This is a genomic window from Natrinema hispanicum (genome assembly GCF_004217335.1).
GTDB lineage: Archaea > Halobacteriota > Halobacteria > Halobacteriales > Natrialbaceae > Natrinema > Natrinema hispanicum.
Window position 1 is genome coordinate 1 of the sequence record NZ_SHMP01000008.1, and the last position, 13958, is coordinate 13958.

Genomic DNA, 13958 nt, shown 5'->3' on the forward strand with positions numbered 1-13958 from the left:
CCGGCCGTATGCACCGGGCCGCCACCGCCGTAGGAGAGACACTTGAAGTTCGACGGCGCGTACCCTTCGCCGGTCACGACGGCCTCTAAGTCGTTGCGCAGCTTGCTCTCGAGGATGTCGATGACGCCCTGGGCCGCCTCGTAGACGCCCATATCGAGCGGATCAGCGATCTGTTCTTTGATCTCCTGTTCGGCCACCTCACGGTCGATCGGCATGTCGCCGCCGAGGAAGTTCTCGGGATTGATCCACCCCATCGCGACGTGGCAGTCGGTCACCGTCACTGTCTCGACGTCGGTCTCGACCGCGCTGACGCCGACTTTGTCACCGGCGCTCTCTGGCCCGAGTTCGATCTTGTCGAACGTTGGGTTCACCCGCACGTAACTGCCCGTCCCCGCACCGACGCTTTCCATGTTCACCATCGGCAGCGACAGGAGCAGCCGGGCCATCTCCGGGCTGTAATCGATCTGCCAGTCGTTGTCGATGATGATGCCCATGTCGAAGCTGGTCCCACCGATGTCGGTACAGACGAGGTTGTTGTAGTCGAGTTTCTGCCCGAAGTAGTTCGCCCCGATCATGCCCCCGATCGGGCCGGAAATCAGCGTCCGGGCAAGCTCGTTCGCATGGATGTCGATCGTGCCGCCGTGACTCGCCATCACCCGCACACCGACGGTACCGCCCTGTTCGTCGACGGCCTCCTGAATGTTCGACAGCTGGTCACGTGACGGCTCGGCAGCGAACGCCTCCGCCGTCACCGTGTTCAGCCGTTCGGACTCCTTGAGCGTCGGGTAGTACTCGCTCGAGAGCATCACCGACGTCTCTGCCCCGCGCTCGTCGATGATTTCGCGAGCGATTTCGGCAGTCCGGTGTTCGTGCTCCCCGTTCTTGTAGGAGTGAAGGAACATGACGACGATGTGGTCAACATCCTGATCGAGCAGGTCGTTGACACCCTCCCGGACGTCGTCTTCGTACAGCGGCACCAGCGTGTTCCCCTTGACGTCGATGCGCTCTCGAACGCCACGAATTCGGTTCCGCGGGATGAGCGGCTCGGGGTGTTTGTGGGTGTTGACGTGGAGGCGATCCGAATAAGAGTAGCCGGTGTAGGACTGGCGGCCCCGTCCCATCCGAAGCGTGTCCTCCATCCCGCCCGTGATGAGGATGCCGACGTCGACTTCGCTTTCTCGTTCGACCAGCCGGTTGAGCATTGCCGTGCCGGAGTAGACCGTCGACACGAGGTCCGGGAACCCCTCTTCGACGCTCAACCCCCAGTCCTCGAGCGCGTCCTGAGAGGACTTGATGAATCCTCGAGACTCATCATCCGGCGTGGTTTTCGCCTTCCCCACGGTGAACTCGCCGTTCGAGTCCATGAGGAACGTATCCGTCATCGTCCCGCCAGCATCGATCGACAGGATCTGTGCGTCGTGTTGTGTTGTGGGATCGTCTTCTGAACTTGCCATCAAGGGTTTCCATACTCGGTACTTCCCGACTGGTGTGAGAGCTGGAGCTAAAGCGTTGGTCTCATGAGGAAGATGTCTGGTTGAGTGAATGTGTTCAGTATCCCTCAGCCAGACGGTGTTCTTTCGGATTCGGACGTGAAAGATTTAGCGGAAGACGTCATCTGCCAACTCCCCTTGCCAGGGATCGAGGGCTCGCCCCTCGATCCCGGCGATATCTGGGCTGTTGTCATTCTTGCAGCGGTCAATCAGACGTCCATCTGGGAGACGTGCAAGGACAACGACAACGCTGCCTGTGATGATACTGTCATGGACTGGCTACATACGCTCAACCGAGAGTGGCTTGAGCGGGTTGCTAACCGCCTTCTCTGGGAGTTAGCGATGACGATCCTCGACCCTGATCGGTCGAGGATCGTCTCCATTGACTTCGTCGATAACCCCTACCACGGAACGTACGCCGATGAAGAAGGTGAACTCTGCCGCATGCACGCGAAAGACGGAACAACGACGTGCCACCGGTACTGCACGGCGTATCTCGTCTCGAACGGAAAGCCAGTGACGCTGGCGATGACGTACGTCCGTAGTGATGAGAAAGAGGCCGATGCGGTCGAGCGCGTCCTCGACCGCATCGAAGCCTATCCCTTCGAAATAGAGCTTCTCTTGGCTGATCGTGGCTTCTACAACGAACGTATCCTGCGTCGTTCTCAGGAGATTGCTGCGACTGTCGTTCCCGTCCAAAAGAAGGGAGAACGCATGAAGGAAAAGTTGGACACGCACCGTTCGTACATGACAACCTATCGGATGTACAAAGACCGCGAGCGGGAACTAGAATTCCCGCTCGCGGTCGCTGTGTCCTATCACGCTGGAGATCGAGGGAAAAGCGGAGAGGTTGTGCGAGGGTATGTGGCGTGCGATCTGGCTGATCGCACGCCCAAGCAGGTCGAACAGCTGTACCGGAAACGGTCAGCGATTGAAACAAGCTACCGGGTGTTTCGCCAAGCACGAGTGGTAACGACGACACAAGATCCAGTCGTCCGCTTTGCATTCGTCTTGGTCGGGTTCTTGCTGGAGAACCTCTGGCTCGTGCTTCGGTGGGCGGTCGTCGCCCGCCCGCGTCGGGGCGGGCGCGACCTCCCCCAGGAATTCACGTTCAAGACCTTCTCTGACTGGATTAGACATGCATTGGAAGAAGAGCTAGAACGGCGCTGGGAGATCAAGATGAACGGCGTCGGTGTGCCAGAAACGTATGCATCGGCCGCGGGCTGACGCCAGCCCGCGGCCTTGAGCAGGCACCTGACGAGCAACAGCATTCGTCTAAAACGGCGTATCTCAGCTTTCTCAGTTCGGTTCTCTCCATCTGTGGACTCTGTTTCTCCTACACTCAGCTATCACACCAGCGTTCACTCCGGTCATCCGAGACTCAGCACAGCTCACGAAGCGACGCTCGGGAAGTACCGATACTATGTGGTAAGTTAGGTATTATCACGAATTGGGGTGGACGGGAGTGACAGACGCTGACAACACGTGACATATGTGGTCGCTTTAAAACGGTCCGGTCGGGTCGACGTACTGATGACCGCACCGGCGGTTCGTGCTTCGACCGGCTGTGACCGCTGGCTGAGCCACTCACAGCAGCAACTGGAACATCACCGCTTTCATGACCGATTAATTTCGCTAATAATGTATACCTATAAACATCTCGATATCCGATCGTTCTCCAATGACGCCCCCAGCGTCAGAGACCGCTTCGCAGAGTTTTCGGATCGGCTGTACGGGTGAATTGCGCCGTCTGTGGACTCGAGAATTCTATCGAACGTCGGGATTTAACTACCGACGAAGCGAATCCACAGTTATACGAGTAGACGACGGTTTACCGGCTACGGAGACACGATACGATAACGATGGCCCCACCAGCAGTTCGCGTCGAGAATCTCGTCAAGCGTTTCGGTGATCTTACCGCCGTGGATGGTATTTCCTTCCAAGTCGATGAGGGAGAATCGTTTGGCTTTCTCGGACCGAACGGGGCGGGTAAGTCGACGACGATTCGGATGGTAACCGGTGTTCTGCGACCCGACGCGGGATCCGCTCGAATTGCTGGATATGACGTCCGTACCGATACCGATGCGGCAAAGTCCGAAATCGGAATCGTCCCTGAGCAGTTCAACGCGTATCCGGACTTGACAGCCTGGAAAAACGTGATGCTTGCAGGCGAACTGTACGGGATTCAACGGCAAACACGGAAGTCACGAGGGACGGAGCTGCTACGCTCGTTCGGGTTGCTCGAACGGCGTCATACCCTTGCAACGAACTTCAGTAAAGGGATGAAACAGCGGCTGATGTTGACGATGGCGCTATTGCATGATCCTGCGGTTCTTTTCCTGGACGAACCGATTACAGGGCTCGACGTCGAGAGCCAACGCCTCATCCGGGAGCGGATAGCGGAGTTGAACCGGGAGGGACGAACAGTGTTCTTGACCACACATAATATCGCGGAAGCGGATCGGTTGTGTGATAGAGTTGCGATCATCAACCGTGGCGAAATCGCTGCCATCGATACGCCAGACGCACTGAAACAGACGATTGAGCGGACCCGTGCTGTGGAGGTGAGTTTCAATGAGGAGGTGACGTTGGACACGTTGGCCGCGTTCAGTACAGTCGACACCGTAGAAAAGCGCGGTGATACTATACGTCTCATGACGCCTGACCCCGATGCAGTCATCAAAGCTATAGTAAACTTCGCACAGGAAGAGAACCTCACACTCCGGTCGTTACAGACGCTTGGTCCGAGTCTCGAAGATGCGTTTACCGCCCTTACGGAGGCACAGCAATGAGAGTCCGTCGGGTGCTGGCCATAGCGAAAAAGGACATCCGGATTTACTACACCAAGGGACCGGTCCTCATCTCCGGTCTCCTCCTCCCAGTATTCTTCTTTCTTGCCTTCACTATGGGGCGAGATATGGCCGGAACACAACTCGTCGCGGGTCTCATCGGGATGACGCTCTGGTTTACCGCCACGTCGATCTCGCCGGTCATCGCACCGTGGGAGACCCGCGACGGCACGTTGGAACGGCTCGTTTCTGCTCCGATCACGGTCGTCGAAATACTCCTCGGTGATATCGTCGCATCTGCCACCATTAGCGTCATCATTACTGGCGTCGCGACAGCGATACTCGCTCTCGTTCTCGACGTCTCGATCGCAAATCCCGTTCTCATCGGTGTTGGACTGATTCTTGCAGCGATCGGATTCTCGGCGCTTGGTGTCTTGCTCGCTGCTGTCCCGACAGATCAGACGTCGAACGTCATGATGCTGGCAACCCTGGTCAAGTTCTCGATTATTTTCGTCAGCGGTATCTTTGTGCCCGTCGCGGACCTCCCCTCGTGGGGTCGTGTGGTCGCTTACGGGTCACCACTCACCTATCTTGTCCAAACGACGAAATACGGACTTGGAACCGGGGACAGCGCGATCATCTGGCTCGTGGGGCTTCTCTTCTTTTTCATCATCACCTTCAGTCTTGCAGTCAGCATTCACCGAAAGACCCTTCCGAAACGGCTGTAACCACCGTAAAGGCTTGCTCTCGAGGCAGTTCACGAGTCGGTAGAACAACCGCACCGAGAACGTCGTCGTGTGACGTGGGCCAACCAGTCGATACGCGGACTCGGTTCGGAGTCTCGCTCGAGGAACGGCAACAGGCTAGTCGCCCGGGCAGACTGGATGTTGTCGGTCAGTTCCGCTTAGCTACACCAAACGCAGAGAAGGAGAAGCTGTGGCTGCTAGTCAGTATCTCCGACACAACGGCTATATCTCAGGCCCCAGTCATGAGAGTGAATGTCCACACGTGAGCCGTTCGGTCAGTCTGGCCGTCTTCTGGCCAGCGTTGCCCTCCTCCTCGCGCTCGTCGGACTCCTGTCATGGACCGGCACAGCCGCTATCGAACCGCTAGAAAGCACGTACCCAGACGAAGCCGACGTGACGCCGGATCGCGAATCCTACATCGGAGACCGTATTGTGCTTGACGGTGCCGTCGTCGAGACCGACCCCCTCGTGATCGCAACGCAGTCGAACGGGAACGGCAGGTTCACCGTCGTACGGACCGCCGACACCCTCGAGCGGTCGGCCGGCCCCCTCGAGACGGGCGATCGCGTGACAGTATTCGGAACGCTCGAGGATGCATCGACGCTCGACGCGGAGCGAACGATCTCCACTGCCCTGTGGGAATCGCTTTACATGGTCGTCATCTCATTCGTCGGCGGGTGCTGGGTTCTCGCACGGCTCATCCGTGGCTGGCGCATTGATTGGGACCGGTATGCGCTCGTTCCCCGACCCACAGCGCCGACGAACGGTGGCAAATCCGGCGTCGATTCCGGTCGGTTACAACGCGATGGCACATCGGCTGACGGCTCGAGCGAGCAACATCGGGAACAGCGTGATCGGTGATGCCCGATCTCCTCACACACGTGCTGGTCGGCTACAGCATCGGGACGCTGCTCGCAGTTCGATATGAGCGAGTTCGAGCGCCACAGGTCACTCTCGTGATGGTCGGTGCGCTGTCCCCGGATTTCAGAAAGATTGCACCCGTGATCCCGACTGGCCCGCTCGAGTTGGTAACCGGCGGCCCGATCTCGTGGACGCCGTTACACACACTCGGTGGGAGCGTACTCGTCGTCCTCTTGGGATCGCTGTTGGTCGCACCCGACTATCGACGACAGACGATTGTGCTGACTGCTATCGGCGCAGCCTCTCACCACGTCCTCGATGTCGCGTTGTTCACGGCGACCGGCGACGCGTACGCCGTTTTCTTCCCGATCAGTGCGTATCGGCCACCGTCTCCGGATCTGTATCTCAGTACCGATCGCTGGCCTGCAGCCGTTGCAGGCGTCCTCGCAATCGGTTCGTGGGCCGTCCGTCGGTATGATATTACTGAGGCATTACCAATCTCGGAGTAAACGTGTTTCCAGGTGCTGGATGGTCTGTTAAGACACGGTCTATTCATTTTTCTCCCACTCGCCGAGTTCGCGCGGGTCGACGTGGACGAATACATCGTCGACCTCGGGGATATCACGGATGTCCGCCGCGATCGTCGACTCGATGTCGTGGGCTTGCTGAAGCGTCAGGTCGCTCTCGACCTCGATGTGCAAGCTGACGTCGACTTCCGGGCCGACGTAGTGGGCGACGACATCGTGGGCACCGTGAACGTCCGGGTGAGCGAGCGCCCGCTCGCGTATCTCCTCGCGGAGTTCAGGTGGCGGCGCGGCACCGACGAGATAGTCGATGTTCTCGCTGACGATATCATACCCCGTATACAGGATCCCCAGCGCGACCACGGCACCGGCCAACGGATCGAGGAGTGGGAAGCCTGCGGCGGCACCCAAAACGCCCACAAGCGCCGCAGCTGCAGTGAGGATGTCGTTGCGGTTGTCGAGTGCCGTCGCGGTCGTCGCTGGTGAGTTGTACGTCTCGGCAACCCGCAGACAGTACCGGTAGAGTCCGTACTTCGCCACCGCACTCGAGACGAGGACACCGACCGCCCACGGGCCAGCAACTACGGCATAGTCGCCCGCGACGAGCGTCGTAATCGATCGATAGAGGACAGTGCCGCCCGCAGCGAGTACGCCGGCGGCAACGAACAGCGAGACGAACGGCTCGATGCGCTCGTGGCCATGCGGGTGTTCGAAATCCGGGGGTTGGGTGGTAACGTACAGCCCAGCGAGTACGACGACGCTGTAGACCGTGTCGGAAATGCTGTTGACCGCTTCCGAGCCAACGGCGTAACTCCCGGATGTCCACCACACTGCACCCTTCGCAACAGCTAGCAGCAGATTTACCACAAGCACGACGACCCCGACGCGTCGAACAGCAGCTCGTCGGTCCATCTACTGGTGATTCCGCGGGGGGAGCCGATAGTGCTTTTGCTACCAGTGAGGTCCAGTAACGGCCTCGATACTGTCCACACTCATGCCGAATCGTCTCCTTCCTGAGACCGTACGTTCGGTATCGATTTGCCCGCTGCTCATATTCATCGAGACTGGACTAGTCTTGAAAAGTACAGTCTGCCATCATGCTCTTGATGGTGAGAGACGGTCCAAAACAAGAATGGAAATATTCAATCCCGAATATGAAGCGCAAGTATCTCGAGCGAAGCAAAATACCGAGGCGATACTGAATTCTGGATACAATCGGACAAACAGGAGTGAGACGGGGAACTTTCCGAATCGATGTGTTTCGTTTCTATGATAAGTGTGGTGTGGGGGACAGCGTACGGCCTCGATAGAGTACCAACCAACTAGAGACGCTGTCTAGAAACCGGTTTGTCAGGGTGCTGGCGCTCGTCAACACCAGTTCGTAATTCCGAAACGGAGTCCATAACGGTATTTGTAAATACACATACATAATGCTTAACAATGATTGTCACATGGTAACTGTTGTAATGCAAGCCGTACTGCTAGAAGAGTTCCAAGAACCGCTGACCGTCCAAGACGTCGAACGCCCTGAACCCGAACCGGATGGTGCCGTTGCCGAAGTGATCGGCTGTGGCATCTGCCGATCCGACTGGCATTGCTGGCAAGGTGACTGGGACTGGTTCGGCTACCGACCCGATCCCCCACATGTTCTCGGCCACGAGCCGACCGGGCGTATTGTCGCCGTCGGCGAAGACGTCGAAAATATTGAAGAGGGACAGGAGGTCGCCATCCCGTTTAATTTTGCCTGCGGGACGTGTGACCTCTGTCGAAACGGCCGAGAGAATATCTGTGAAAACCACATCGGCCTCGGGTTCATGAACGAGGCACCCGGGGCGTTCGCCGAAGAAGTTCACATCCCCAACGCGGACATCAACGCCGTTCCGCTGCCGGACGGCATTGACGCTGAAGCAGCTGCCGGGATGGGCTGTCGGTTCATGACGTCCTTCCACGCGATGGCCCACCGGGCACCAGTACGCGCCGGTGACGACGTCGTCATCCACGGCTGTGGCGGTATCGGGCTGTCGGCAGTCCACATCGCAAACGCCCTCGGGGCGAACGTCATCGGTGTCGACCTCATGGACGAAAAACTGGACCGAGCAGAAGATCTCGGTGCCGTTGCCACCGTCAATGCAGCGGATGTCGACGATCCTGCTGCTGAGGTCAGAGATATTACGAACGGCGGAGCGGACGTTTCTGCGGACGCACTCGGTATCGAAACGACGTGCCAGAACGCAGTGAACTCACTCCGGAAGGGCGGAACACACGTCCAGATCGGGCTGACGACCAGCGATGAAGAGGGCATGATCCCACTTCCGACTGACGAGTTCGTCGCCAAGGAAATCGAGTTCAAGGGATCGCTCGGGCTCCAGCCATCGCGGTACAGCGAGATGCTCGACATGGTCGAATCCAGCAAGCTGGATCCGACGGCACTGGTCGAAGAAACGGTCGACATCCACAAGGTGCCCGACGAACTGGCCGCAATGAGCGATTACAACACGATCGGTATTCCCGTCTGCAACGAGTTCAGCAGCTGATCCTCCGGCCACATCCACCACTTTTTTGACAAGCGTGCGTGAGAGTCGCGGACTCGTCAGTGACCGCTCGAGCGCTAATCAGGATCACTCGTCAGGAACCACGGCCGGATCACCGAGTCGAATCCCCATTGGGTCCGGTCCGGGCAGTTCGTGGCCGTGGACGTAGCCGAGGTACAGCGCGCTATTGACGATTCCAATGTGGCTGAACGCCTGTGGGTAGTTCCCGAGTTGTGCGCCAGTCTCGGGATCGATCTCCTCTGCGACGAGTCCCAGCGGATTCAGGTACTCGAGCAGTGACTCGAACCGTGACCGGGCGTCCTCGACACGCCCGGAAAGCGCGAGTGCGTTGACGAACCAGCACGAACAGAGGACGAACGCGCCTTCGTTGCCAGGGAGCCCATCATCACCGTGGTAGCGAGCAACGAAGATGTCGTCCGTAACCAATCGCTCGTCGACCGCATCGATCGTCCTCTGGACGCGCTCGTCGTCGAAGGGCAAAAAGCCGACAACCGGTAGCAAAAGCGCCGTCGCATCGAGCACGTTCGTTCCGTAGGACTGGACGAACGCGCCGATCTCATCGTCGTAGCCGTTCTCGAGCACAGCCGTTTTAATCCGTTTGCGAACCTCCTGCCAGCCCGCGAGCGAGGCGTCCCGGTCGCGTGCACGAGCGAGTTCGATTCCGCGGTCGAGGGCGACCCAACACATCACTTTCGAGTAGACGAAGTGTTCGTTCCCGCCACGGACCTCCCAGATACCCGCATCGGGTTCATCCCAGACGTCGCAGACGTAGTCGACGATGTCCCGGATTCGAACCCATTCGTCGTCGTTCAGTGCTCGACCACGCTGACACATTTCGTCGACGGCAAGCAGGAGTTCACCGTAGATATCGAGTTGGCGCTGCTGTGCTGCTTCGTTGCCGACCCGCACCGGCCGCGAGCCGCGATATCCATCGAGATGCTCGAGTTCTCGTTCTTCGAGGTCCGCCTCGCCATGAAGGCCGTACAACGGCTGAATTGCCTCGGGATCGGCCGTCTGACAGAGATCGACGAACCACTCGAAATAGTCGATCGCTTCCGTGACGGTCCCGAGGTTCATCAGAGCCTGGACGGTGAACCCAGCGTCGCGAAGCCAATTGAACCGATAGTCCCAGTTGCGGACGCCGCCGATGTCCTCCGGCAGCGACGTGGTCGGTGCGGCGGCGATCGCTCCCGATTCGGCGTGTGTCAGGAGCTTGAGAACGAGCTCCGACCGAACGACGTCATCGTGCCAGGGCCCTTCGAATGCACAGTCGTCCTCGGGACCGCAGCTATGTCCCCACTCGGTCCAATACTCGATCGTTTCCTCCAACGCGGCGTCGGGGTCCGTATTTGCGTCTTCGGCACCAGTACACCGGAACAGGACCCACACCGTCTCGCCCGCCTCGAGCGAGAACTCGCCGGTGATTCGACCAGCTTCGATCTCGAGGTCGACCGAAGTCTCGAGTAGTACCCGCTCGGCCTCGCTGGCGGCGAGCACACCGCCGTCGACGGAGTCGAGCGTCGTCTCTGCGCGACCATAGTCGAACTGCGGCTCAAGATCGATCGCGAGGTCGACGGCTCCGTCCGTACAGGTGACTTTCCGGTAGAGGACCTTCTTCGGCTGGTCGACCTGTCCGGCCGGCGGCATGAAGTCGGTCAGCGTCGCTGTCCCGTCGGACGTGTGGAAGCTCGTCTCGAGGACGTTCGTATCGTCGACGTACCACCGGTTCGTCTCAAAACGGGTGGTCGGACCGATTCGGAACCGCCCCCCACGTTCGGCATCGAGGATCGCGGCGAGGATACTCGGCGACTCGAGGTGTGGAAAAGGAAACCAGTCGATCGAGCCGTTCGGTGCAACGAGCGCACACGTCTCGAGGTTGCCGATGACGGCGTAGGACTCGATCGGTAGATACGTGCTGGGCTCAGCCATTGTCACCACCAACGACACGGCCCAAGATGTCGAACGGAACACAACCGAACCAGGGACCGAGAGACATGAGATCCTGTTCGAGGGCAAGCACAAAAAAGGCGAATTACACATGACGTGAGATACGTGACCGCCGAACAATGGGACAGACGGCACTGCCTGAACTGTCTGGGTCAATCAGAAATACTCAAACTCATAACCGGAGCAACGCGCTATCCGCGGCCGCCGGCCAGTCGATCTGACTCCGGCAAAGACCGTAATCGAAGCATCGAGAGCGTCCCGATCAACGGCCCGATAGCGAGCGGGATGAACGCCCACCGCCAGCCGACGGCACGCTGGACGACGGGAATGAGCTGAATCGACCCGATGGTGATCAGAAAGCCGATAGCGGTCTGCAGCGTCAGTGCAGAGCCGACATAGCTATCGTCTGCGAGTTCAGAGATCGCCGCGGAGAACTGCGCGGAGTCCGCGACGATGAAAAAGCCCCAGACGAGCACGAAGGGGGCGACGACGGTCAGCGACGAACCGTAGACCACGCCGGCGAGCAGACACGCACCTCCGGAGACGATCATCGACAAACTGGTGACGACGGATCTCCCGGCACGATCCGCGGCCGATCCCGCGATCCATGCCCCGACACCGCCAATCGCGATCGTCCCGAACGCAAGCAGTGCCGCGTATCGCTCCGGGTTTGCCGTCCCGCTGGCCTCAAGGCTGGCGAGGAGATAGACCGGAATCCACGTCCAGACCGCGTAGAGTTCCCACATGTGGCCGAAGTAGCCGGTGTTTGCGAGGACGACGCCACGATCAGTGACGATACGCCAGATCGCGCTTGGATCAAAGGGAGCCGTCTCAGGCTGATGGGGGCCATCCTCGTAGGCCAGTACGAGGAGGCCGCCGGTCGCTGCGATGGCGGCCGTTCCGTAGAGGACGACTCGCGGCTGTCCGATCCCGCTGACAGCTCGAAGAAGGTGTGGCGAGGCAGAGCCGACGGTGAGTGCGCCGACGAGGACGCCGATAGCGAGGCCCCGCCCCTTGACGAACCACGAGGCCATCATCTTCATCCCAGTCGGGTAGACGCCGGCCAGTGCGACGCCGGTGAGAAAGCGCAGGACGATCGCCGACACACCGCTCTCGACGACGCCAGCGATGAGGGCGGTCGCCGCTGCACCGGCAAACGCACAGCCTGCGAAGAGATATCGTGGTCGGATCACGTCGGCGATGGTGAGCGAAGCCGAGAGAAGCGCTCCGACGACGAATCCGAGTTGGACGGCATTGGTCAACCACGCCGTCTCGGCCGGCGTGAGATTCCACATCTCGGCCAATTCAGGTCCGACGGCACTCCCACTAAACCACAACGTCATCGCGAACAGTTCGGCAATTCCGACGAGAACAAGTGCGCGCCACTTGGTACCAACAACCATTGACATCTCCCGAGACACAACGGATGACTAATATAAAAATGTGGCCGATCAATCAGGGAGTGTTCAGAGACGCTGATTCCATGGGAAGCTGCCCACGTTGCGCCACTCGTCGGCTGTTTCATACAGTTTGCTGTCACTGTGTCTTGATGCATCCGCACGACGAGGTGCGGGTGTGTCGAAACTAGCTGACGAGGGTCCGTATCAGCTTCGGCGTTGAACTGATTTGAGAACGCGGGAGTTCGGCGTTTTATTTCGCTGAAGATCCATTCGACAGCGTTCCGAGTTCCGTGTCGTTCGTATCCGAAATCGAGAGCTGGTCGAGACTACTACCGAAGCACGCGTTTTCTGGCATGGGTGCGCAGAAAGCGTGACGGCTCACCCGTCACTCCGTATCTGAACAGCGCCGTTTGGACGCTCACTTCCGAAACGTCACGGCAGCCTCGTTCAGCCGCGCTGCAATGCGGCTCGCGGTGATCCGCAACTGATCGCGAGCAGCACCGCCGTCGGTCCTGCAGGCAAGTGGAGGCGCTCTGTCGCCCTGCGTTCGCTCCTCGCGGGTCCGCGGTAACTCGAGACGACCGACGAGGGGTACGTCGATGCCGGGTGGACGCACCGGTTCGCCGTCACCGTCCATTGTCCCGAGGGCCGGCTCGAGTGGGATACGACCGAGAACGGGGACGTCGAACTGCTCGGCCAGATCGTCGGCACCGCCGGTTCCGAAGATATCGTGAAGCGACTCACAATCCGGACACTCGAACCCGGCCATGTTCTCGACAATCCCTAACACCGGTGTGTCGTGACGTGCGAAACCGACGAGGCCGCGGGCAGCGTCGTCGACCGCGACTTCCTGTGGCGTAGTCACGATGACCGCGCCGGCGACGGGGAAGTGCTGGACCAGCGAGAGGTGTGCGTCCCCCGTTCCAGGCGGCAAGTCGACGATCAAGTAGTCCAGTTTACCCCACTGGACGTCGCCAAACAGCTGTTTGATGAACTCGTCGACCAGCGGGCCGCGCCAGATGATTGGGTCGTCCTCGCCGGTGATGAACTCCATGCTCATCGTCCGGACGCCGTAGGACTCACGCGGGACCATCTCGTCGTCGGTCGTGGCGTTGGGTTGTCGCTCATCGAGGCCGAGCATCGTCGGCGCGTTCGGCCCGTACACGTCGGCATCGAGCAGGCCGACGGCCGCGCCTGTATCGGCCAGCGCCACCGCGAGGTTCGCCGCGATAGTGCTCTTGCCGACGCCACCCTTGCCCGATGCGACGGCGACGACGTTTTTCACGCCGGGGAGCATATCGATGCGCTCCCCTGGGTCGGCAGCGCTGGCTCGGAAGTCGACATCGGCCGACTCGACGCCAGCGACGGACTCAGCGGCAGTCACCACGTCCGCGGCGAGTTGGTCGCGGAGCGTCTGGCTCGACACCGGAAGCGAGATTTCGACCGACGCCACGCCGTCGCGTACGACGACGTCACTAACGCCATCGATCGCTGCGAGGTCGGCATAGAGGTCTTCGGTTCCCACGTCCGCCGAGGCGATAGCCTCCCGGACGGCTGCAGCGGTATCGTCCCGTTGGCCGGCATCGGCTGACGCTGTCGGCACCCCATCGTTCCGCCTGGCGTGAGGAGTCTCGTCGGAATCAGCCATC

At 59.7% G+C, this 13958-nt stretch carries 11 protein-coding genes; 6 read left to right on the top strand and 5 right to left on the bottom strand.

The window, feature by feature from the left end:
- The coding region (locus BDK88_RS18035) for a hydantoinase/oxoprolinase family protein (protein WP_130501565.1) at positions 1-1454 on the bottom strand (1454 nt) is incomplete at its 3' end.
- A 90-nt stretch (positions 1455-1544) separates the two neighbouring features.
- Here BDK88_RS18035 and BDK88_RS18040 point away from each other — a divergent pair.
- The 5 genes from BDK88_RS18040 (at position 1545) to BDK88_RS18060 (ending at position 6395) form a co-directional block, all read left to right on the top strand.
- Positions 1545-2717 carry an ISH3 family transposase gene (locus BDK88_RS18040; protein WP_130501566.1) on the top strand — a complete coding sequence of 391 codons (1173 nt, stop codon included), beginning with the start codon at positions 1545-1547 and terminating at the stop codon, positions 2715-2717.
- Between the two features lie 635 nt (positions 2718-3352).
- On the top strand, positions 3353-4282 hold the full coding sequence (locus BDK88_RS18045; protein WP_130501567.1) for an ABC transporter ATP-binding protein: 930 nt from the start codon (positions 3353-3355) through the stop codon (positions 4280-4282).
- Positions 4279-5007 (top strand): ABC transporter permease, encoded by a 729-nt coding sequence (locus tag BDK88_RS18050; RefSeq protein ID WP_130501568.1) that lies wholly within the window; start codon positions 4279-4281, stop codon positions 5005-5007. Before BDK88_RS18045 ends, BDK88_RS18050 begins: the two co-directional genes overlap by 4 nt.
- A 270-nt stretch (positions 5008-5277) precedes the next feature.
- Complete coding sequence (locus BDK88_RS18055) at positions 5278-5886, top strand: hypothetical protein (protein ID WP_130501569.1); 609 nt, start codon at positions 5278-5280, stop codon at positions 5884-5886.
- Positions 5886-6395 carry a metal-dependent hydrolase gene (locus tag BDK88_RS18060; RefSeq protein ID WP_130501570.1) on the top strand — a complete coding sequence of 170 codons (510 nt, stop codon included), beginning with the start codon at positions 5886-5888 and terminating at the stop codon, positions 6393-6395. Before BDK88_RS18055 ends, BDK88_RS18060 begins: the two co-directional genes overlap by 1 nt.
- Positions 6396-6434: 39 nt before the next feature.
- Here the strand turns inward: BDK88_RS18060 and BDK88_RS18065 are convergent, their stop codons facing one another.
- The gene (locus BDK88_RS18065) at positions 6435-7322 is read right to left on the bottom strand and encodes a cation diffusion facilitator family transporter (protein WP_130501571.1); all 888 of its coding nucleotides are present in this window, start codon (positions 7320-7322) and stop codon (positions 6435-6437) included.
- Positions 7323-7876: 554 nt separating this feature from the next.
- Between BDK88_RS18065 and BDK88_RS18070 the strand changes: the two genes are divergently transcribed.
- On the top strand, positions 7877-8944 hold the full coding sequence (locus BDK88_RS18070) for a zinc-dependent alcohol dehydrogenase family protein (RefSeq protein ID WP_130501572.1): 1068 nt from the start codon (positions 7877-7879) through the stop codon (positions 8942-8944).
- A gap of 84 nt (positions 8945-9028) precedes the next feature.
- On the opposite strand, the gene BDK88_RS18075 is transcribed toward BDK88_RS18070, so the two are convergent.
- The 3 genes from BDK88_RS18075 to BDK88_RS18090 all read right to left on the bottom strand — a co-directional run bounded on the left by BDK88_RS18075 (position 9029) and on the right by BDK88_RS18090 (position 13957).
- Positions 9029-10891 (bottom strand): glycoside hydrolase family 15 protein, encoded by a 1863-nt coding sequence (locus tag BDK88_RS18075; protein ID WP_130501573.1) that lies wholly within the window; start codon positions 10889-10891, stop codon positions 9029-9031.
- A 209-nt stretch (positions 10892-11100) separates the two neighbouring features.
- A complete protein-coding gene (locus BDK88_RS18080; protein ID WP_130501574.1) occupies positions 11101-12318 on the bottom strand; it encodes an MFS transporter in 1218 nt (405 codons plus the stop codon).
- 409 nt (positions 12319-12727) lie between these two features.
- On the bottom strand, positions 12728-13957 hold the full coding sequence (locus BDK88_RS18090; protein WP_207225326.1) for an Mrp/NBP35 family ATP-binding protein: 1230 nt from the start codon (positions 13955-13957) through the stop codon (positions 12728-12730).
- Position 13958: the final 1 nt, after the last annotated feature.

Excerpts from the sequence above, each read along its gene's own strand:
- BDK88_RS18045 (WP_130501567.1), top strand. The coding sequence starts at position 3,353 with ATGGCCCCACCAGCAGTTCGCGTCGAGAATCTCGTCAAGCGTTTCGGT.
- BDK88_RS18050 (WP_130501568.1), top strand. The coding sequence starts at position 4,279 with ATGAGAGTCCGTCGGGTGCTGGCCATAGCGAAAAAGGACATCCGGATT.
- BDK88_RS18055 (WP_130501569.1), top strand. The coding sequence starts at position 5,278 with ATGTCCACACGTGAGCCGTTCGGTCAGTCTGGCCGTCTTCTGGCCAGC.
- BDK88_RS18060 (WP_130501570.1), top strand. The coding sequence starts at position 5,886 with ATGCCCGATCTCCTCACACACGTGCTGGTCGGCTACAGCATCGGGACG.
- BDK88_RS18065 (WP_130501571.1), bottom strand. The coding sequence starts at position 7,322 with ATGGACCGACGAGCTGCTGTTCGACGCGTCGGGGTCGTCGTGCTTGTG.
- BDK88_RS18070 (WP_130501572.1), top strand. The coding sequence starts at position 7,877 with ATGCAAGCCGTACTGCTAGAAGAGTTCCAAGAACCGCTGACCGTCCAA.
- BDK88_RS18075 (WP_130501573.1), bottom strand. The coding sequence starts at position 10,891 with ATGGCTGAGCCCAGCACGTATCTACCGATCGAGTCCTACGCCGTCATC.
- BDK88_RS18080 (WP_130501574.1), bottom strand. The coding sequence starts at position 12,318 with ATGTCAATGGTTGTTGGTACCAAGTGGCGCGCACTTGTTCTCGTCGGA.
- BDK88_RS18090 (WP_207225326.1), bottom strand. The coding sequence starts at position 13,957 with ATGGCTGATTCCGACGAGACTCCTCACGCCAGGCGGAACGATGGGGTG.